Genomic DNA, 18,767 nt, shown 5'->3' on the forward strand with positions numbered 1-18,767 from the left:
GAGCCGACCATGCCGAGGCCAGTGACGGGGAGATTGAATGAAGGCGTTTCTGACGGGTGTCGCACTGTGTGCCGTCTTTGCCGTCGGGGTTTGGCTGATCCTTGACGTGATGCCCGATTTCTCGTCTGCCGCCATCTACCGCACCGATCCGGAAAGCGTCCGTCTCGACCCGGGTATGGGCCAGCGCCACGGCGACCATTAGCGCATCGCAATCGGTATTTTTGAATGTTTTACTATTTTTCTCGAATATCCCTCGAATTCGATTTGAAAATGTCGAACATTCAAATGCGCGCGCGGTTTTGCTGCAACGATGCGCTTCGGGGATAAGTGCTCCGGCCTCATTTTTCGCCGCCCCGACTTATCCCCGCCTCCGATCTCCGACAGACGGTCGGCGTTGAATCGGATCCTGAGGGACTTGAATCAGAACCTGAAGTTCCTGACTCTCTTCTTCAGCCGATGGACGCAAGGGATTTTGCGCATGAGAGAATTCCCGACATGACATTTCCCAGTCCCGCTCTGCCGCCCCTCCTGACCGGCCATCCGGGAACCTCGTCGCGGCGTTCGTTCGACGAGGCATGTCTGGGGGCGGTGTCCGGTCGGTTCGAGGCCGGCGATCTGGTCTGGAAGGTCGGTGGAGGCCGCGTCGAGGCCGCTCTGGTGCTGGAGTCGAGGGTGAAACCGCGCCGGGCGCGCGAGATGCTGTTCGTCGCGACCGTTGCGGCGGGCGATGCGATCGGCGCGCTGATTTCGCCGGAAGTCGCGATCACCTGGGACTGGCCCGCCACCCTGCACGCCAATGACGGGGCGACCGGTCATCTCGCGCTGGAGGTTTCCCGGGAGGTCGACGAACTCGGTGCGCCGAACTGGCTGACGATCGGACTGAGCCTGGCGCTGCGCCCTGCGCCGAACGTGACGGATTCGAGCCTCGATCCCGGCCATGATCCCTGGCGCACTACGCTTTATGACGAAGGTTGCGGCGCGATCCCGTCGGATGCCGTGATCAGCGCTTGGGCGCGATATCTGCTGACCTGGATCGACACCTGGCAGCAGGACGGCTTCGCTCCTGTCCGCGCCGCCTGGGAGTTCCGTGTCCGCGCCCGCGGCGAGGAGGTGGCGGTGTTGCGCAAGGGAGAGGGCCATCGCGGCCGCCTCATCGGACTTGACGATCATGGCGGCCTCGTTCTGGAGGGAGCCGAGGGCACCGTGGTGCTGGAGCCGCAGAACCTGGAAAGAGGCGATCCGGGCCCGGTTGGAGACAATGAGCCGGGCCCGGATCGCGGTCGGACCGTCAGGCCTTGAGGGCCTTGGCGATCGTCTGTGCATAGGGCGTCGTGGGGGCGTCCGAGCAGGGTCGATAGGTCGTGGCTGTCATCGAAGAGGCCGCCCTTGGCCGCACCCACATCGGAATCCGCCAGCATGTCGGCCACGGGCTCCGGTAGACCGACGGAGACGAGCGCTGCGCGTTATTCGGCCTCCGGCAGGCTCTTGTAGGCGATCACCTTGCCCGACTGGCGGGCCGCTTCGGCCACGAATTCCGACAACGTGAAGGGCTCGTCCCCCGCAAGCTCGAAGATCTTGCCCGACGGGACGCTCTTGTCCGCCAGAACCCGGGCTGCGGCCTCGGCATAGTCGGCACGCGGCACGGTGGTGAACTTGCCGTCTCCCGCCGCGCTCGCATAGACGCCGCTCTTGAGCGCGCCGGGCAGGGCGGCGGTGAGGTTTTTCGTGTACCAGCCGTTGCGCAGCAGCGCGTAGGCGAGACCGGAGGAGGCCAGCGCCTTTTCCGTCGTGTTGTGTTCGCCCGACAGGATTTTCAGAAGCCTCTTGTCGGTATTCAGCAAGCTCGTATAGGCGATGAAGCCGACCCCGGCCTTCTTTGCCGCCGCGATCACGTTGAGATGCTGGCTCTCGCGCTGGCCGACCTGGTTGGAGGAGGAGACGAGCAGCAGCCGATCGATCTCGGCAAAGGCGGCTTCCAGCGTCTCCGGCTTGTCGTAATCTGCGATCCGCACCTCGACGCCGAGCGCCTTCAGATCGGCCCCCTTCTCCGGGCTGCGAACGATGACCTCGACCTTGGCGGGCGACACGATCTTGATGAGAGCTTCAACGGCAAGGCGTCCGAGCTGTCCGCTGGCGCCGGTGACGAGATAGTAAGAAGTCTTGAAATGAGGTATGGTCTAAAATACAGACCGATAGGGACGAGCGAAAGAAGGCACTTTTCAGGAACGAGGGAACAGGCATGTGCCCTCTGGGCCGGATGGCCGGGAAATGCTTGGACCGGGGCAGAGGGAACTGCGGATGTCCATCCTTCGAGACGTCCGCTGGCGCGGGCTTTTCAGGATGACGTTATCGTGTTGTTATTGCGATGAAACCAGAAACGCACACAACGTCATCCCGAAGAGCCTTGCAATCCGACAACGTCATCCTGAGGAGCCGTCGCGAGATGGCGTCTCGAAGCATGGGCCTCCGCACCGGGATGACGTCGGAGGGGGACTTTTCCGGTCGGCCGGCCCGTTCAGGTCGACCTTGCCGCTCCGCCACATTGAATAGGGGCGGCCCAGAACGGAGACGGATACGATGAGCGCGAAAACTCCTGAGACCGCGCCTCAGGCAAATGAGACCGCACAGCAGGCGCTGGTGGCGCAGCTTGACGTCTGGGGTGCAGCGGGTGGCGGGCTTGAGCATTGTCCCGTGCGAAATGTGCTGAACCGCATCGGCGACAAGTGGTCGATGCTGATCCTGATGCGTCTTGCCAAGGCGTCGTCCCGCTTTTCCGCCCTCCATCGGCAGGTGCCGGACATTTCCAAGCGTATGCTGACCCTGACTCTTCGAAATCTGGAGCACGACGGCCTGATCTCGCGCACCGTCTTTCCCACCACCCCGCCAAGCGTCGAATATGCGTTGAACCCCCTCGGCCGCTCCATTCTGGGGCCGCTCGACGCGTTGATCCGCTGGGCGGGCGACAGTTTCGACGAGATCCGCGAGAACCGGACGCGCTATGATGAGGCGGCCGAAGGCTGAAAGCCATCCTGTGGGTTCGCGCTCGTCAATAGTCGCGATGCATCCCCGTCTTTGCTAAAGTGCGCGCCTCAGTGCGAAGGCCTGCCGTCGCCTGCATGCTCACTGCGCCGCAATCCTGTTTTGCCGCGCCTGTTCTGAGACCAGATATGCCGCATTTTCTGCGTACAATTCGCTTCGATGCCCCCGACACGCATGTTTTCGAGCGAGCGGCGGAGCCGGTCGAATGGGCGGTGTCCGGCGGATTCGCCTTTTGCGAGCTGGAGCCGGAGGAGATCACGGGCAAGCACCGACAGGCCTTCGCCAACGGGTTCCTCTCGCTTGAAAGTTTCGGTCGGGCCTCGCTGGTGAGCGTGGCGGAGATCGGCGAGAGCGAGATGCAGGGACTGGTGGAGTCCCTGGCGATGCATTTCGTGACCATGTACGGCGCCCCCGACATGGCCGCCGCCCTGCCTGTCGCGTGCGGCGAAATAGCCTTTGCCGGAGATTTGGCGCAAGGCCAGCCTGTCGGCATTCTGCTGGCGGTGGCGCGCGCACGACGAGACCGGCGGTATTCGCGAGAAATTCCGATTGGTGACGCAACCCGCCGTCAAGGACGGCGTGCATGCGCGGATCTGGGATGTGGTGGAAGAAGGCGATGCCTGATTTCTGGAAATCGGCGGACGCACATCTGACAGAGCGTACCGAAAACGGGTGGCTCGCGGTCACCGACGACTATCTGCGCGCCTATTACACGCGGCCCGAGCTTCACCCCGTCGAAGGCTTCTGCGCGGGCGAACACACGCTTTTCGAAAAGCTGATGGCCGCCCCGCGCGTCGAGGTGGACGCCTCCGAGATCGAGGCCATCATCGATGAGGACGCCGCCGACAGCTATCGTTTCATGTGGAAGGGGCCTATGCGGCGCTTTTCACGCGCGAGGCTCCGGCCCTGCCGTCCATGATCTAGGACCAGATGGTCCACCTCATCACGCACAACATCCTGGCTGAGGCGAGTGATCCGATGCGGGTTCGCGCGGGCGAGTTGCTCTTTCGTGAACAGACCGTCTCCACCGAAAACGGCCGGTTGATGCTGGCCGACAGCGAAGTGGTGGAGATACGGGCCCATGCGCAGGGTGCGGAAGGGGGCGGCACGCTGCTCGGCGCATCGGGGCTGGCAGCACTCGGCCTGCCGTTGCAGGATGTGTCGCTCGACATGCTGGATGACGACAACAAGGATCTTTACTGGGAGCGCTCCGACCGTTTCGACACGGCCGTCGATTTCCGCTTTACCCAGCTCGCGCTCGATGCCTTTGCCCGCGTTCTGGAGGCCTGGATCTTCCATTTCCATCGCCTTCGTGTGCGCATCCAGCCGCAGCTCTCGATCCGCGACCGGCACTGGACCTGGCATGTCGGCCTCGATGCCCAGGCAACCCGCCTCCTCAACGCCCTCTACGAGGGCCGCCGCCGGTCCCCGGCGATCTCGACCGCATCGTGGCGCTCTTCCGCCTCGATTTCGAGGATGGTGAGGCGGTGATCGAAACCATGCGCGGCAAGCCCGTCTGGCTCGGCCTCGCAATGACGCCGGACCACCGGGCCAAGGTGAAGCCCCAGAATCTGCTGACGAACCTGCCCCTGAAGCAGAAGGCCTGAAGGGCGTTCCGCGGGAGGTTCGTCTCCGCTCCCACTCCCACCGTCGTCATCCCCCGGCGAAGTCCGGGGGGCAACACGCTCCGCATGCGCCGCAGCCTGCTGGATTGCCCGAACTTCGCCGGGCAATGACGATGGAGAGGGAGGCTTTTTGAGCGGGGTTTGGGGGTGAAGGCGCGCGGTGGTCGCGATTTTCAGTCCGTCCCTGACGGATATCTCTGCGAGCTCCCGCACGCACCATCGTCATCCCCCGGCGAAGTTCGGGGGATCCAGCACGCCCCGCATGCTCTGGCCACCCGTTGGATTGCCCGGATTGCGCTGGGTAATGACGACGGAGAGGAACTCGAGAAAACCGACGCCATCACGCCCGGTTCTGCCTTTCCCCGATAGCTCGATTACGCGCGTAGTCGGGCGGATTTTTGTGGTCTGCTTCTTGCAGTTCAATGACACCAACAACGCCAAGCGCGAGGCGATGCCTACATGTTGCGCGGGGGACGGGACGTCTGAGCCGAAAATTGCCTTCCGATAAGGCAAGCACAGGATCATCGATATGCTCGTCCTCGCGCTCTCGGTCTGCCTCGCGCAATCGCCCGAGATCTGCAAGCAGGTCAACCTGACCTATCTCGCCCAAAACGCCACGCTCATGCAGTGCATGCGTTACGGCCAGCCTGAAATCGCCAAATGGCATCTGAGCCATCCCGATTGGCAAGTGAAGAAATGGCGCTGCGTCCCTGCCGACAAGCTGGGAAAGTAGGCCTGAGCCGGCTCGTTCAACCCTGTTCGTTCAACCGTGTTGAAGAGGTGCCCATGCTGATCCTTGCGCTGTCCGTCTGCCTCGCCCAGGAGCCCGCGACCTGCAAAGTCGTCCAGCTTCCCTTCTTTGCCGAGCACATCCCGGCCTCCGAATGCGCGCGCTACGGAGTACCGGAGGCAAAGCGCTGGCTGGAAAAGAACCCGCAATGGAAGAGGTCAGACGGTCGGCCTGCGTCACCTCCAATGCGCCGGAACAGGACGCCTGAGACATTTCAGGATCCAGGTTGTGCGGCCCATCCTTCGTGATAGCCTGCGGCCTCCTCAGGATGACGTTGTGCATGGTGCGCGCTTCTTTGAAGCCGACAACACGATAACGTCATCCTGAGGAACGCTCGCAAGAGCGCGTCTCGAAGGATGGGCGACACGACGGAGCTGTGCCAAGACTCGCGACACCGCTTTCCTTGACGGGAACACGGATCCTCCGCGATTCCGTCGTTCCGCTCCTTTTCCTCAGATTAGTCTCCGGCGGCACCTTGCCGCCGTCTGCTCATTGCGACTTCCCTTTATCTTTCGTCCCCTATAAAGGTTGGCGCCGGGTTGCCTCGCGGCTGGGGAGGCCGGATTGGGGCGTGCATGAGCGATTTTCGGGATAACGGTCGTGGGATCGCGGCGATGCTGGTGGCATCGGCGGGCTTCATTCTCAACGATTCCATGGTCAAATTCGTTTCCCAGGAATTGCCGCTTGGCCAGATCGTCTTTATGCGCGGGCTTTTCGCCTGCGTCCTGATCGGCACCGTCGCCTGGGTGATCGGCGCGCTTTCGCGTCCCGGCGTTCTGCTCCATCCCGCCGTCCTGCTGCGCGCCACCTCCGAAACCTTTGCCTCGGTCTTCTATCTGGCAGCGCTCGCACACCTGCCGATTGCCAACGCCACTGCCATCCTGCAGGCGCTGCCGCTGATGATCGTCGCGGCTTCCGCGCTGTTTCTGGGCGAGCATGTGGGCTGGCGACGCTGGGGCGCGGTGCTGGTGGGTTTTTGCGGCGTGCTGCTGATCGTGCGGCCGGGCTTTGCGGGTTTCGCCATCTGGTCCCTGTCGGCCATCGTCGGCGTCACCTGTATGTCGGCGCGCGATCTGGTCACCCGCGCGATCCCGGCGGAGGTGAAAACCTTCGCCGCCGCCTTCGCCAGCGTGTTGATGACCACCTTCCTGCTTGGCCCCGCTATGGCGCCTTTTGAAGAATGGGTCGTGCCGACGCCCGGGCTTCTGGCGCTGCTTGCCGGTGCGGCCGTGTTCATGATGGTGGGGTTCGTCTTCATCATCATCGCGGTCAGAACCGGCGACATGGTGGTCGTCGCCCCGTTCCGCTATTCCATCGTGATCTGGGCGATCTGCATCGGGTATCTCGTCTGGGGCGATGTTCCCGACTGGCCGACACTCATCGGCATCGCCATTCTGATCTCGACCGGCATCTACGCCTTCCTGCGCGAACGCGCGCTTGCCGCACGCGGCGCATCCTGAGAAAGGGGCAGGGCCTCCTCAGGCCGCGCGTAGCGTGGTCAGGAAACGGTCCAGTTCTTTGGTCAGAAGGTTCGACTGGGCACCGATGCTTTCAACCGTCGCGCGCACCTGTTCAGCAGACGCGCTTGAATCGGTCGTGCCCTGGCTGACGCCCGTGATGTTGGACGAGATATCGGAAGAGCCGTCGGCCACCTCGCTGGCGTTGCGTGCGATCTTCGCCGTCACCGCGTTCTGCTCTTCCACCGCTGAGGCAATTGCGGCGATCTGCTCGTCGATGGAGGAGATTGCCTTCACCACGCCGATGATGGCCTCCGCCGTCAGATTCGAGCCGGCCTGCATCTGCTGGATATGATTGCCGATATCTTCCGTCGCCTTGCCTGTCTGGGAGGCGAGGTCCTTGACCTCGGACGCGACGACCGCGAAGCCCTTGCCCGCTTCGCCGGCCCGCGCGGCCTCGATGGTGGCGTTCAGCGCGAGGAGGTTCGTCTGGTCGGCGATGTCGGAAATGAGCTTGATGACCTCGTCGATCTTTGCGGCGGAGGCTGACAGCCCCTCGACTGTTTCGTTGGAGGTGCGGGCCTGTTTGGTGGATTCGGCGGAAAGCGACAGCGCCTTGGCGACCTGACGGCTGATCTCCTCGATCGAGGCGGCCAGCTCCTCGGCCGCGGAGGCGCGCTCGCGGGTCTGCGTGGCGTTTTCCGCCATGCCCTTGGCGACGGCTGACAGTTCCTCCACCGCGGAGGAAAGCTGCATCGCGATCTCCTTGACCGTCTGCTCCAGTTCGTCGGCCAGCCGCATCATCGCGTCGCGCTTTTCCTGCTCGACGCGGGCCTCTTCCTCCGCAGCTTGCTTGCGCAGGCGCTCCACCTCGATCATGTTGGTCTTGAAGGTCTCGAATGCCTGCGCCACGCGGCCGACCTCGTCCTGACTGGAAACGTTGACGGTGACCGACGTGTCGCCGCGCGCCAGCTCATCGGAGACCGCGATCAACGGACGCGAAATGCCGCGCTTGGCGAAAAAGAGGGCAAGCGAAACGCTCAGCACGATGGAGAGAGCGGAGATGACGACGAGTTGCCAGAAGACGGAAGTTTCGTGGTCTTCGGCGTTCAGCGTGGCGTTCTTGGTGAATTGCTGAATGGAGACCAGCACCTCGATCAGGCGTTTGTCCAGCGCCTTTTCTTCCGCCTCGATCTGAACGGCGAGGTCTTCGGCTTCCTGCTGACGGCCTTCTTCGATCAGTCTGGTGATCTCCTCGACATGCTCGTCGAAGACCTTGTGGCTTGCTTCGATCTCCTTGAGCTGACCGAGCACTTGGCTGAAGGCGTTGCGAGCCTCCTCTGTGTCGGCCGCCTGCAGCCCCTTCTGCGCGATTTCGTGCCCTGCCGCGATGCCGTATCCACTTTCTTCGCAAGCTGCGAGAAGGACGCCTGGGCCTGCCGGAAATGCTCATCGGAATTCGGCGTTTCGATATGACCGAGACGCAGCATTCACTCCAGGAGAATGGCCTGCTCCAGCTGGCCGACGGTCACTTCGTTGACCGTCTGGGTAGGGGAATGTCGTTTTCCGCGATATGTTCGATCTCACCGCCGATCCGGGACATCTGAAAGACCTCGACCGTGGCCACGATGATGGTGAAGACGGTCACGACCTCCACGATCATCAGGATCTTGGTGGAGACCGACTTCACGGCAAATCCGGAGAGAAGACTGCTCATCAAAACCTCGCGACCGGCTTGAAATCGAAACGAAAGCGTGTGGGACAGTGCTCGCGCATCGACCGGCGTCCGTCAGGAGACGTCAGGATCTGGTCGAGAAGCTCTTAAAATTCTGACGTAAGGATAAAGAAGATAAAAATATAGCAATTAAGGTAGTGTAAAATAGACGGTTGACTTTTATTTTGTAAAATACTGATATATATAAATAAAAATAAAGCCATATATATTCATTTTATATAAAATACATATTAAATGAAAGCCTGGCTTCCTGCTTTCGGAATGCTGTTTCTCAGGCTTAGTTGCGCTTCAGGAAATTGTCGACCGTCAGCCCGGCCTTGTCTGCTTCGAGATAATCGGCGGTGGTGCATAGTTGCGGGCGCTCGCCGGACCGCAGGGGGGCTGTCCGGCATGCTCCACTGCGCGCTTACACGGCAATCGTCACACATGCGGATCAGCTTCATCTGGTCGGCGTTGCGATATATCCAGTGATTGCCCGAGAGCTTCTCGGCGATCCGGTTGATGGTAGATTGCGTGCCAAAGGGCTTGCCGCAGGAAATGCAGAGCGCCGATTCCTCCTCGTTGAGGGTGCGCGGGCTCATCGCCTCCGCCCGCCCGTCATAGCGCGGCTCCAGCGTGATGATCTTTTCCGGGCAGGTATCGGCGCATAGCTCGCATTGAACGCAGGAGCTCTCGGTAAACCGCAGTTGCGGGCGATCGGGATTGTCGGAAAGGGCGCCCGTCGGACAGGCGGAAACGCAGGAGAGGCACAGGGTGCAGCCATCCGTATCGACGACGACCTGTCCGTAAGGCGCGCCGGAGGGCAGGGCGATGACATCCGCCGGATCGCTCCCGGTTTCGCGCAACTGGCCGAGCACCGCATGCGCCATGTCGCGCTTTCCGGAAATGGTGGCAAGCCGCCGGGGCTTTGCGCCGGGCCGGGCGGGCAGACCGTAGAGCATCTCCTCCATCGCATCCGGATCTACGATCTCCAGCACATGCAGACGGCCGATCGCCTCGTGACCGAAACCGGCCAGCAGTGCCTCAGCCAGTTCGATCTGGGCATCGAGCGGGGGGCGTTCCTCCGCCTTGTGCGGATTGGCGAGCCAGACGATGTGCTCCGCGCCGTTCAGGATCGCCGCCAGGGTCGTCTCGTGCCCGGTCTGGAAGATCGAATGCAGCCCGAGCGGCAGGACGTTCGCAGGCAATCCGCGCCCGAACCGCGCGGCGGTGGCGATCAGATCCGCGCCGTGGGTCTCGTCATGCAGCAGTAGAACCGGGTGGGAGCCGTCCGCCTCGCCGTAGATCGTGACGAGCGTCTGGGTGCGCTGGGCGAAATCGGCCCGGCGCGGATAGGCATAGGAAACGGCTCCGGTCGGGCAGGAGGCCGCGCAGGATTCGCAGCCCGCGCAGATGCCGTGATCGTAGGCGACCGCGTCGCCCGCATCGCTCACCGCGCCCGCAGGACAGCGGCCGGAGCGCGAATGGGCGCAGATATTGGCGTCGTAGCTGACATAAAGCGGCTTCTCGAACGTGCCAACCATTTCCTAGGCTTCAAGCAGAATGCGGGTGACAGCGGTCGGGTCCTTCGGATCTGCGCGGAAACAGCCTTCGCGCTTTTCCCAACCTGTCAGGGGCGGCGTGCCGCTCGAGATATCGACCACGATCGCACAGTCCGATTTCGCCCCGTCGCGCGCCATTGCAAACTGCTGTTCGGCCCGCGAGGGCGGCAGGATCGGCGCGTAAGCATCGACGCTTACGCTGAATGCGCCGAGCGAACTGGACAGCGCGCGGATTTGGTCGGAATAGATCGCAACGTCCATCATCGACGGCAGGACGATGTCTGAGGTCTCGCTCAACAGAAGCGTGACGGAGAGTCGGGCATTGAGCATGCGCGCGGCATCAAGTGCCTGCTGGCCTGCGCCGTAGACGAGGCACAAGCCGGAACTCTCGATGGTTTTCAGCCCCGTCGGCTCCGCTTCGATCGTCGCTTCCTCGATCAGGGCGCGGATCTTGGCGTGCGGATCCTGATTGCGGGCAGTCCGGCCCGCGCGCTCGCGGGTGTTGAAGAAGGAAACCCGGTTTTCGGCGCCTGTATCTTGCGCGATTTCACGAAACAGCGGCGCTTCCTGCGTGCAGGCGACAAGAAGCGGCGCGCCGCCGCGGCAAGCGCCTTCTCGTAGGTCCCGATGCCTGCCCGGCATAGATGGCGGTGGATTGTCGGTGCGCCGTTTTCGTCCGCACTGGAGGCTAGTCGTTGGCCGTCCAGCGCCATTGTTCCTTCGCAGTTGCAGATCAGGATTTCGCGATCGCGAATTTTCACGAGAACTTCTTCAACGGGCGCATCAAGCTCGATGGTTGAAGATGTTTTGCGCGCATTCAACCATTATTTGCCGTATCATCCGTTCTAACTGGATGAACCCGCATTGCCAGTTATTTCACAAATATAAGTATTATCTGCAATCAGGTGAGACGATGACGGAACACATGGACGAGGACGGCGTGAAGGCGGAGGTTTCCATTCCCGTCGGCGCTGTCGTGGAGTGCAGGCGCGTCGATCACCCGTGGGCGGACTGGTCGTGGTGCCCGGTCGCCGCCGTCATCGATCCTCCGAAGATGGACGACTGGCACACCATGGTGAGTGAGGGCGATGTCACCCGCTTTCATGCCGGAACGAAGATGGTGACGCTGCACCGCAAGCTGGTGGAATCCTACCGTATCAACCTGGCGCTGGAGACGCCGAGCCTTTGGATCATGCTGGATGCCGTCGAGCCCGGCGAGGCCCAACCCTGGAAACTCTCCGCCATCACCGCCTGTCCCTATGACGCACAGGATCTGGCCGACAGCGGCGAGGGCATTCTGGAACAGGTTCCGACGCCGGAGGATCTGGTCGCCGTGCTGGTCGAGCTCGTCCGCGCCCACCCGCTGCCGGAAGAATTCAGAAAGTGGCGGCGCGACGAGGTGAAGGTGGAGGAACTAAAATTCGGCAAGGAGCCGATCTTCGCTAAGCGACCCGGCACGCCGCCCTCCGCAGGCGAGGCGCGCGGGGAGGGCGACGAGGGCTGCAAGGGCTGAGGAGCGTTTCCTTTCCCGCTGGGCCCGGCGCAAGAACGCGGCCGCGGGCGGGATCGAACAGGACGACGAACCGCTTGCCGAGGTGGAGGTCCCGGACGTCGTCGCCGAGGCCTTGGGCGATGCAGAATCGGTTGCGGACGAGGAGGCGGAGGCCAACCGGCTGGCCGCGGAGGCGGTGGATCTGGAGACCGTCGGCCCGCAGACGGACATGAGAGTTTTTATGAAAAGGGGCGTGCCGTTGGTTCTGAAGGCGGCGGCCTTGCGCAAATTGTGGAGTTCCGACCCGGTCTTTGCCTATCTTGATGGGCTGAACGACTAAGACACAGATTTCACCGGAAAGGTGGAGGCTGGAAAGGCCGTCGTGACCCGTTGGCAGATCGGCAAGGAGTTCGCGGAGTCCGGGAAGGGGAAGCCCGAGAACGCGGAGATGGAAGGCGAAGGGGCCTCGCCCGAGGCGGCAGAGGCAGCGCCGGAGCACCCGCAGGTCGAGCCGGTGCGAGAGGGGCCCGAGCCCGAAGAGGTTCACGACGCGGAAATTGCGGGTGAAGAAGAGGTCGTGCCGGGACGCGTCTCGCTGCGCGGACGACTGGCGCTCGACTGGTCCGATGCGGGGTCGGGGAACGAGGGGAATTGAGCGGGAAGCGCGTTGGGAGGAATGGTGCTTGGGGCCCATCCTTCGAGACGCCGTCTTGCGACGGCTCCTCAGGATGACGTTATCGTGTTGATATGGCGAAGAAGGTTAGCAACACGACAGCATCGTCCGGCCCTTCCACTCGGTAACGTCATCCTGAGGAGGTCGCGGAGCGGCCGTCTCGAAGGATGGGCTCCAGCCACGAACCCCACCGCGCGAGCTCCGTGATCACCCCGCCTTTTCGGCCGCCAGTTTCAGCCCGAAGCCGATGAAGATGGCGCCGCTGGCCCGGTTGATCCATTTGCCCGCGCGCTCAAAGGCTGCGCGCATTTTCGGCACGGTCTAGGACATCCCCACGAACCACGCGATCAGGCACGTCGCCATGACGAGGCCTTAGCACACCTTTACCGCCACCGGGGTCTCGTGACTGATCAGCGTGGAGAGGATCGACAGGAAAAAGAACACCGGCTTCGGGTTCAGCGCATTGGCGAGCAAGCCCAGCAGGAACGCCTTGCCCGCGCTTTGATCCGGACGCATGGCCTTTTCCAGCGCGTTGACGGCGATCACCGTTGTTCCGGCCCTGAGCGACTGGATGCCGATATAGATCAGATAGGCGACGCCGAGCCACTTAATCACGTTGAACAGCAGGATCGACTTGGAGATGATCAGTCCGAGCCCGAGGATCGTGTAGGTGACGTGGAACAGCAGCGACGTGCCGATACCAAAGCTCGTCAGAATGGTGGCGCGGCGCCCGTAAAGCATGGCCTGGCGCATCACCATCGCGGTATCCGCGCCCGGCGCCACGATGGCGAAGGAAAAGACCGCCATCAGCGAGGCAAGTTCGATCAGGTACTGGTGCATGGGACGTATCCGGCAAGAGGGTACCCTGGCACTCTAGGGCGGCATGTCTCGGAAGGGAAGCGGAAGGCGCGCTGCGCCTGCTTGTTGCGCTGGATTCCGGATTGGGCCATGCAGCTTTGCTGCAGGCCGTCCGGAATCCAGCGCAATGGACTGCGGTGAAGCCGCTCCGTTTCCGCTTCCCCTCACGCCTCCGACGGACACATCAGCGCCAGCAACGCATCGGTATCGGCTCTCAGCCGCGCCTCGTCGCCGTAGATTCTGTCGATGACCGCGAGTCCGCGGGTGAAGGTGACGATCAGCCGAGCCATCGCCGGAGCGGGCAACCGGCTTCCTTCTCTCTCGCACAAGGATTCAAGTCCCTCGACGAGGATTGTCTCCAACTCTGCGAGCAGATGTTTGAGCCCTGCGCGGGTCCTCTCCTGGTGCGCGTGATCCTCCAGTGCCATGCGGGTGGTCAGGCAGCCGCGTCGTTCTGCAATGCCGCGAATGCTGCGGCAAACACACCTTCCAGTGCATCTCTCAATGTCGATCTGTCCAGCGCCTGGCGGAAGCGGGCCAGCACCTCACGCGTGTAGTTCTCGAACGCCAGAATGTAGATCTCGTCCTTGTCGCCATAGGCGTTGTAGAGCGAGCCGCGCTGAACGCTGGTGGCCTGCGTCAGATCGCCCATCGTCGTGCCCGCAAGGCCCCGATCCGAGAACAGGCGCAACGCCTCTCTGATGACCTGCGTCTCGTCGAATTGTCGGATCCCGACCATGTGCGATTCCCTAGCGGCAGTTTTATCTTGACGATGATGTCAAATTTGATAGCCTCATCAAAGATGAGAGATTTTCTTGAAGATTTCACACGGCAAATGTCCGAGAATGTGCGGTTTTCGCGGTATCCGGAAAGGGTGGTGGCATGACGGAAGGGGCGGATAGTCTGACTGCTGAGACCGCCCGTGACTGTGCCTCCGGCGTCAATGCTGATCGCGAGCCGGGTGAACACGCCCGCAAGTGTTACGCCACCACAGACAAAATCCGCTATGGCGACACCGACCGGCAGGGCCACGTCAACAACGCCGTCTTTTCCACCTTTCTGGAGACGGGGCGTGCCGAGATCCTCTATGCGGAGGAGGCGCGCAGGCATTGTCAGGGCGCATCCTTCGTCATCGCCACCCTGACGCTGGAATATCTGAGCCCGCTGTTCTGGCCGGGCACGGTCACCATCGAAACCATCGTGATGCGGGTCGGTACCAGCTCGATCGAACTGTCTCAGCGGATTTTGCAGGACGGCACCCATGCCGCCAGCGGCCGCACCGTCATCGTTCAGGTGGATGATGCCACCGAGAAGGGCAAACCCCTTTCAGACGAGATGAAAGCATTTCTGAAACAGTACCAGACTTGATGACCATCAAAGAATTCAAGAGCCGGTAGAACCGCCGCTGCCATTGCTGCACGTTCCCAGTTCGACTTCGTGAAAGCAGGAACGGCGCCCATACCCCGACACCTCCGGGCTAGAAACGAAGAAGCCGCGGGGCCCGACCGTGATCGGAGTCCACGGCTTTCAACAAACCGGAGTGAGGCGCGCTCAGTGCTTGATGATCACCTTGGCGCCGGCCTCGACGCGGTCGTAAAGGTCGATGACGTCGTCATTGGCCATGCGGATGCAGCCCGAGGAGACGGCCTGACCGATGGTCCAGGGCTCGTTAGACCGGTGGATGCGGTAAAGCGAGCCGCCCAGATACATGGCGCGCGCGCCGAGCGGGTTGTTCGGTCCACCTTCCATGTAGGCCGGCAGCTTGCGGCCCTTGCGGTGTTCGCGCGCCACCATCTGCCGCGGCGGGTTCCAGCCCGGCCATTCCGCCTTGCGCGCGACATGCTTGATGCCCGCCCACTGGAAGCCCTCGCGGCCGAAGTCGATGCCGTATTTCATGGCGCGCCCTTTATCCATCACGTAGTAGAGCCGGCGCTCGCCCGTATCGATGATGATCGTGCCGGGCTTCTGGTGGCCGTAATAGGAAACGACCTTCTTGCGGATCGGCGACTTGCCGCTATGAGCACCCGGTCCGATTTCCATCCACGTCTTCGTCGCCGGATCGAAGATCTTCGTATTCGCCGCACTTGAAGACGCCGCCGCAAGGCTGCCAATCATCAAAGCTGCCGTAATCGCGAGAAGCTTGCGCATCCCAATCCCTTTCACGTTCGTCCATCACCGCCTTGCCGTCGGATGATCTTGCCTCAATCATCATCGAACGGCAGGAATTCACACCCGCTCCCCGGCCAAGGGCATCCGGTCGAAATGTACGTCTGTGCTCAGGTCGCACCGTACCGAATGTTTCATCCCAAGAGACACAGGTCTCCGTTTCGTGCCCGAGCTCTCGATCCGGATCGGAAAGGGGCGGCCCGAAATACGCGACTAACTCAACTCAAACGGATGAAACGACGCTAGGCCGTGTCAGGTTGCGATGATGTTAACGTTCTCGCGCCTTAGCAAGCCGTGATGCGGGTCACGTTCCTGCGGATTGGCGGGAAACCGCGCTCCTGTTTTCGTCCCCCCACATGGAACGCAGGCGAAGCTACGTAGTATCACGCGATGGCGAGGGATTTCGCGGCCGCGAAGTTCTCAGCGAACTCTATCCGGGAGGTCAAGCCCATCTGCTCCAGAATCGCATGCGGCTGCTGCTGGATGCCAGAGATGAGCACCCTCGTGCGCCGCGCGCCGCGCAGCGCTCCACGAACTGCGCCAGCGCTCCCACACCGCTGGAATCGATCAGCCGCACCTCGCGCATGCGTAGGATGAAGATCGGCGGTGTCGGTCCCGCCCGCTCCAGAACCCCGCCGAGCCGCGAGACCGCGCCGAAGAACAATGGTCCGCGAAGCTGGAAGAGCTCCACTCCTCCGGGAAGTTCCAAACGCTGGTCGTCGGTGGGAAGGGGGCTTGCGAAATCGTCCACCTCCTCCTCGATTGCCTGAATGCCGAGCCGGACCGCGACCGCTTGCGACATGCGGTGCATGAAGGCCATGGCGGCCATCACCACGCCGACCTCGATGGTGGCGGTCAGATTGACGATCACGGTCAGCGCCAGGGTGACCAGCAGGATGATGCGTTCGTCGAAAGGCGCGCGCAGGAGCTGCCGCATCTTGTCGATCTTGCTCATGTTCCACGCGACGATGACGAGAATGGCGGCGAGAGAGGCGAGCGGAATGAAATCGGCCAGCGGCGCCAGAAACAGCATGAAGGCCAGTACGAACACCGTGTGCAGAATGCCGGAGACGGGCGAGCGGGCGCCGGTGCGGATGTTGGTGGCGGTGCGTGCGATGGCGCCGGTGGCGAGCAGTCCGCCGAAGAAAGCGGACCGGGTGCTCATAGCGGCAAGTCGCCGATCCGCAAGAAGGTCGTTTCCTATGATGGCCACCAGAAGCCCGGCACGATCAGCACGAAGCGGGCGATCTGCATCGACATGATGAAGGGCACGTCGATATTGGTCGGCCCGGAGGCTGCGATGATGGCGATGGTGTCGGCTCCGCTGGGGCTGGTGGCGAGATAGGCTGTTAGCGGGTCCACCCCGGTCGTTACCACCAGGATTGCTGCTATCCCGCCGCACAAGGCCGACGAGACAGAAGATGGAAACGAGAATGCGTGGTGTGGCGCGCGCGGCGTGCTTGAGCACCGCCACGTCGAAGCGCAGGCCGATCGCCCAGCCGATCGCGACATAGGCGGCGGTCAGCAGAAGCGGCGGCAGCTCGATGGTCACCAGTCCCACATCCTGCACGAGCGTGCCGAAGACCATCGGAAAGACGAAGGAAAGAGAGGGCAGGCGCACGAACCGGTGCACGACGAGCGTGGCAACGACGAGCAGCGGCGTCAGTCCGAATTGCGGCCAGTCGGGCGCGGTGAACATGTGCGTCGCGCCGGTCGCGTTTTCACCGAGATCCGCCCAGATGCGCGCAACGGCTGCCGCGCAACCGGCAACGATGATGACGCGCGTGTACTGTATGAACGCCACCAGCCGGATGTCGGCATTGAAATCCTCCGATATTGATGGTCATCACCTGCGCTGCCCCGGGAGAGGGTCCCCAGATGGCGGTGGCGCCGGGCAGAACGCCGAGCCGGGCAACCGACCAGCCGAGCAGCGCCGCGATTACGATCACCGAGATCACACCGCCCGCAAAGACCGGCCAGTCGGAGGCGACTTCGTGCAAAACGGGCAGCGTCAGCGAGCGGGCGATCATCAGTCCGACCACGGCCTGCGCCGCCAGATAGGGTAGCGGGGAACGGCGAGCCGCGCATTCCTGAGCGCCACGACGATGGCCGCCAGCATGGCGCCCAGCAGCATAGCCGCGGGCAGGCCGACCGCCTCCAGCAAGGCGATGATGACAAGCGACAGCAATGCCAGCCACAGCCAGTTGATGGGCCGTCCGGAGGGAGAGGGATCCGGTTGCCGCTCCACAGCGGATGCGGAAAGGTCATCCGCCGGATCGCCTTGGCCGTGTTTATTCAGCATGTATGTATTGGCTTCTCTGGTAGGTGTCCGTGTGGCGCCCGACTGTCATGGGGTAGGTGGCAGCGTGGGAGGGACGGAATGCGGGGCCCATCCTACGAGATGGGCCTGATGGTTCCCTCAAGATGATGTCGTGCATGTTGCATGTTTTTTAAAATATAACAACACGATAACGTCATCTTGAGAAGGTCGCGCCGGCGGCGGCCGCGAAGGATGAGACCTCCGTTGTGACCTGCCCTAGCGAGACCTTAGAGGCCTCGTTACACGAGCTGTGCGATGATTTCCGCACTCGTGCTGGTTTCCGCCAGACGCGGAAAGATGCGCGTGATGCTGTTTTCGTGCGCTTCGAGGCTGGTGTCAGTCATGGCGTCGGTGGCGATCGTCACGTTGAGCCCGGCCTCGTGTGCCTGTCGTGCGGTCGATTCCACGCCCGTGGAGGTGGCGATGCCCGCGATCACCACCTGGATGACGCCGATGGCATTGAGATAGTCGCCAAGCCCGGTGCCGGTAAAGGCGCCCCAAGTCTTCTTGCTGACCTTGTGGTCGCTGGACTGAACGTTGAGTTCGGGCGTGACCTCGGCCCAGTCGGCCGGCGGCGTGGCGGAAGAGAGCTTCTGATCGGTGCGGCCCGACGCGCGGTCGGTCACGGTGACGATCACCACCGGTAGATCGCGGGTGCGGAAGGCATCGGCGAGTGTCACCACGGGACCGGTCGGGTGCACTGTGTCGAGGGCGAGAATGCCCTTCTGCAGGTCAATGAGAATGAGAGCGGTGTTCTTTTGTCGAGTGTCGTGATGGACGTGACGCGAGCCTTTCGAAGGTCGTCTTCGAGTGCGTGTCAGGTCGTATGACGGAGGTCCGCCCTGGCGCCCCGCTTGTCGATGGTCCGCATGACGTGATCGAGAGCGGACGCGACCGGGCGTGGGCGGGAAGTTCCGCGCGAAAAGGCGAGGCAACGTTCTTCGTGGGAGGCACGATGGCCGCGAAGGACGGGAGGCGGAGAGACAGGAAGGAAAACGCGACGCAGCCTGACGGAGATTGTGAACTCGCCTGCGTAGTTAGGCGTCGCATCGGGGGCGGTCAAGGTCGCGA

Annotated in this window: 25 protein-coding genes and 2 pseudogenes; 13 read left to right on the top strand and 14 right to left on the bottom strand. The window is 62.5% G+C overall.

The window, feature by feature from the left end:
* Positions 1-37 precede the first annotated feature (37 nt).
* Together QNJ43_RS11910 and QNJ43_RS11915 are read left to right on the top strand one after the other, a co-directional pair.
* Positions 38-202 (top strand): hypothetical protein, encoded by a 165-nt coding sequence (locus tag QNJ43_RS11910; protein ID WP_300470235.1) that lies wholly within the window; start codon positions 38-40, stop codon positions 200-202.
* A 293-nt stretch (positions 203-495) separates the two neighbouring features.
* Entirely contained in the window at positions 496-1,299 is an 804-nt protein-coding gene (locus QNJ43_RS11915) for a biotin/lipoate--protein ligase family protein (protein ID WP_300470237.1), read from the top strand.
* A gap of 164 nt (positions 1,300-1,463) precedes the next feature.
* On the opposite strand, the gene QNJ43_RS11920 is transcribed toward QNJ43_RS11915, so the two are convergent.
* A complete protein-coding gene (locus QNJ43_RS11920; protein ID WP_346432949.1) occupies positions 1,464-2,087 on the bottom strand; it encodes an NAD(P)H-binding protein in 624 nt (207 codons plus the stop codon).
* Between the two features lie 490 nt (positions 2,088-2,577).
* On the opposite strand from QNJ43_RS11920, the gene QNJ43_RS11925 reads away from it, so the two are divergent.
* The 4 genes from QNJ43_RS11925 (at position 2,578) to QNJ43_RS11940 (ending at position 4,530) form a co-directional block, all read left to right on the top strand.
* Entirely contained in the window at positions 2,578-3,021 is a 444-nt protein-coding gene (locus QNJ43_RS11925; RefSeq protein ID WP_300470240.1) for a helix-turn-helix domain-containing protein, read from the top strand.
* A 146-nt stretch (positions 3,022-3,167) separates the two neighbouring features.
* Positions 3,168-3,692 carry a DUF6505 family protein gene (locus QNJ43_RS11930; RefSeq protein WP_300470242.1) on the top strand — a complete coding sequence of 175 codons (525 nt, stop codon included), beginning with the start codon at positions 3,168-3,170 and terminating at the stop codon, positions 3,690-3,692.
* Positions 3,656-3,958 carry a DUF6352 family protein gene (locus QNJ43_RS11935; protein ID WP_300470244.1) on the top strand — a complete coding sequence of 101 codons (303 nt, stop codon included), beginning with the start codon at positions 3,656-3,658 and terminating at the stop codon, positions 3,956-3,958. The genes QNJ43_RS11930 and QNJ43_RS11935 overlap by 37 nt, the downstream gene beginning before the upstream one ends.
* 11 nt (positions 3,959-3,969) lie before the next feature.
* The gene (locus tag QNJ43_RS11940) at positions 3,970-4,530 is read left to right on the top strand and encodes a DUF6352 family protein (RefSeq protein ID WP_300470246.1); all 561 of its coding nucleotides are present in this window, start codon (positions 3,970-3,972) and stop codon (positions 4,528-4,530) included.
* Positions 4,531-4,886: 356 nt separating this feature from the next.
* On the opposite strand, the gene QNJ43_RS11945 is transcribed toward QNJ43_RS11940, so the two are convergent.
* A complete protein-coding gene (locus tag QNJ43_RS11945) occupies positions 4,887-5,189 on the bottom strand; it encodes a hypothetical protein (protein ID WP_300470248.1) in 303 nt (100 codons plus the stop codon).
* 4 nt (positions 5,190-5,193) lie between these two features.
* Here QNJ43_RS11945 and QNJ43_RS11950 point away from each other — a divergent pair, with 4 nt between their 5' ends.
* The 3 genes from QNJ43_RS11950 to QNJ43_RS11960 all read left to right on the top strand — a co-directional run bounded on the left by QNJ43_RS11950 (position 5,194) and on the right by QNJ43_RS11960 (position 6,914).
* Positions 5,194-5,397 (top strand): hypothetical protein, encoded by a 204-nt coding sequence (locus QNJ43_RS11950; protein WP_300470250.1) that lies wholly within the window; start codon positions 5,194-5,196, stop codon positions 5,395-5,397.
* A 53-nt stretch (positions 5,398-5,450) separates the two neighbouring features.
* Entirely contained in the window at positions 5,451-5,702 is a 252-nt protein-coding gene (locus QNJ43_RS11955; RefSeq protein ID WP_300470252.1) for a hypothetical protein, read from the top strand.
* A 366-nt stretch (positions 5,703-6,068) separates the two neighbouring features.
* On the top strand, positions 6,069-6,914 hold the full coding sequence (locus tag QNJ43_RS11960) for a DMT family transporter (protein WP_300470254.1): 846 nt from the start codon (positions 6,069-6,071) through the stop codon (positions 6,912-6,914).
* 18 nt (positions 6,915-6,932) lie between these two features.
* On the opposite strand, the gene QNJ43_RS11965 is transcribed toward QNJ43_RS11960, so the two are convergent.
* From QNJ43_RS11965 to QNJ43_RS11980, 4 genes are all read right to left on the bottom strand, one after another.
* Positions 6,933-8,225: a methyl-accepting chemotaxis protein gene (locus tag QNJ43_RS11965; RefSeq protein ID WP_300470256.1), complete on the bottom strand. Its 1,293-nt coding sequence runs from the start codon at positions 8,223-8,225 to the stop codon at positions 6,933-6,935.
* A 214-nt stretch (positions 8,226-8,439) separates the two neighbouring features.
* The gene (locus QNJ43_RS11970; protein WP_300470258.1) at positions 8,440-8,628 is read right to left on the bottom strand and encodes a hypothetical protein; all 189 of its coding nucleotides are present in this window, start codon (positions 8,626-8,628) and stop codon (positions 8,440-8,442) included.
* 248 nt (positions 8,629-8,876) lie between these two features.
* Positions 8,877-10,169 carry a 4Fe-4S binding protein gene (locus tag QNJ43_RS11975; protein ID WP_300470260.1) on the bottom strand — a complete coding sequence of 431 codons (1,293 nt, stop codon included), beginning with the start codon at positions 10,167-10,169 and terminating at the stop codon, positions 8,877-8,879.
* Positions 10,170-10,172: 3 nt separating this feature from the next.
* A complete protein-coding gene (locus tag QNJ43_RS11980) occupies positions 10,173-10,829 on the bottom strand; it encodes a hypothetical protein (RefSeq protein WP_300470262.1) in 657 nt (218 codons plus the stop codon).
* Positions 10,830-11,100: 271 nt separating this feature from the next.
* On the opposite strand from QNJ43_RS11980, the gene QNJ43_RS11985 reads away from it, so the two are divergent.
* The 3 genes and pseudogenes from QNJ43_RS11985 (at position 11,101) to QNJ43_RS11995 (ending at position 12,334) form a co-directional block, all read left to right on the top strand.
* Positions 11,101-11,700: a DUF3305 domain-containing protein gene (locus QNJ43_RS11985; RefSeq protein WP_300470264.1), complete on the top strand. Its 600-nt coding sequence runs from the start codon at positions 11,101-11,103 to the stop codon at positions 11,698-11,700.
* Positions 11,701-11,716: 16 nt separating this feature from the next.
* Positions 11,717-12,019: pseudogene (locus QNJ43_RS11990) on the top strand (DUF3306 domain-containing protein); the annotation flags it as partial.
* A gap of 21 nt (positions 12,020-12,040) precedes the next feature.
* Positions 12,041-12,334 (top strand): hypothetical protein, encoded by a 294-nt coding sequence (locus QNJ43_RS11995; RefSeq protein ID WP_300470266.1) that lies wholly within the window; start codon positions 12,041-12,043, stop codon positions 12,332-12,334.
* A gap of 225 nt (positions 12,335-12,559) precedes the next feature.
* On the opposite strand, the pseudogene QNJ43_RS12000 reads toward QNJ43_RS11995, so the two are convergent.
* From QNJ43_RS12000 to QNJ43_RS12010, 3 genes and pseudogenes are all read right to left on the bottom strand, one after another.
* A pseudogene (locus QNJ43_RS12000) lies at positions 12,560-13,192 on the bottom strand (LysE family transporter).
* A 182-nt stretch (positions 13,193-13,374) separates the two neighbouring features.
* Positions 13,375-13,539: a hypothetical protein gene (locus QNJ43_RS12005; protein ID WP_300470267.1), complete on the bottom strand. Its 165-nt coding sequence runs from the start codon at positions 13,537-13,539 to the stop codon at positions 13,375-13,377.
* 107 nt (positions 13,540-13,646) lie between these two features.
* Complete coding sequence (locus QNJ43_RS12010) at positions 13,647-13,949, bottom strand: TetR family transcriptional regulator (RefSeq protein ID WP_300470269.1); 303 nt, start codon at positions 13,947-13,949, stop codon at positions 13,647-13,649.
* Positions 13,950-14,092: 143 nt separating this feature from the next.
* Here QNJ43_RS12010 and QNJ43_RS12015 point away from each other — a divergent pair, with 143 nt between their 5' ends.
* Positions 14,093-14,578, top strand: a complete 486-nt coding sequence (locus QNJ43_RS12015) for a thioesterase family protein (protein WP_300470271.1) — start codon at positions 14,093-14,095, stop codon at positions 14,576-14,578.
* Positions 14,579-14,761: 183 nt separating this feature from the next.
* Here the strand turns inward: QNJ43_RS12015 and QNJ43_RS12020 are convergent, their stop codons facing one another.
* The 5 genes from QNJ43_RS12020 to QNJ43_RS12040 form a co-directional block, all read right to left on the bottom strand.
* Positions 14,762-15,358: a L,D-transpeptidase gene (locus QNJ43_RS12020; RefSeq protein ID WP_300470274.1), complete on the bottom strand. Its 597-nt coding sequence runs from the start codon at positions 15,356-15,358 to the stop codon at positions 14,762-14,764.
* A gap of 460 nt (positions 15,359-15,818) precedes the next feature.
* On the bottom strand, positions 15,819-17,180 hold the full coding sequence (locus QNJ43_RS12025) for an AbrB family transcriptional regulator (protein ID WP_300470276.1): 1,362 nt from the start codon (positions 17,178-17,180) through the stop codon (positions 15,819-15,821).
* Positions 17,098-17,418 carry an AbrB family transcriptional regulator gene (locus QNJ43_RS12030; protein WP_300470278.1) on the bottom strand — a complete coding sequence of 107 codons (321 nt, stop codon included), beginning with the start codon at positions 17,416-17,418 and terminating at the stop codon, positions 17,098-17,100. The genes QNJ43_RS12025 and QNJ43_RS12030 overlap by 83 nt, the downstream gene beginning before the upstream one ends.
* Positions 17,406-17,678 (bottom strand): hypothetical protein, encoded by a 273-nt coding sequence (locus tag QNJ43_RS12035; RefSeq protein WP_300470280.1) that lies wholly within the window; start codon positions 17,676-17,678, stop codon positions 17,406-17,408. Before QNJ43_RS12035 ends, QNJ43_RS12030 begins: the two co-directional genes overlap by 13 nt.
* Positions 17,679-17,935: 257 nt before the next feature.
* Positions 17,936-18,439, bottom strand: coding sequence for an isochorismatase family protein (locus tag QNJ43_RS12040; RefSeq protein WP_300470353.1), 504 nt, complete (start codon positions 18,437-18,439; stop codon positions 17,936-17,938).
* Positions 18,440-18,767: the final 328 nt, after the last annotated feature.

The organism is Breoghania sp. (assembly GCF_030066895.1).
Taxonomy (GTDB): Bacteria; Pseudomonadota; Alphaproteobacteria; order Rhizobiales; family Stappiaceae; genus Breoghania.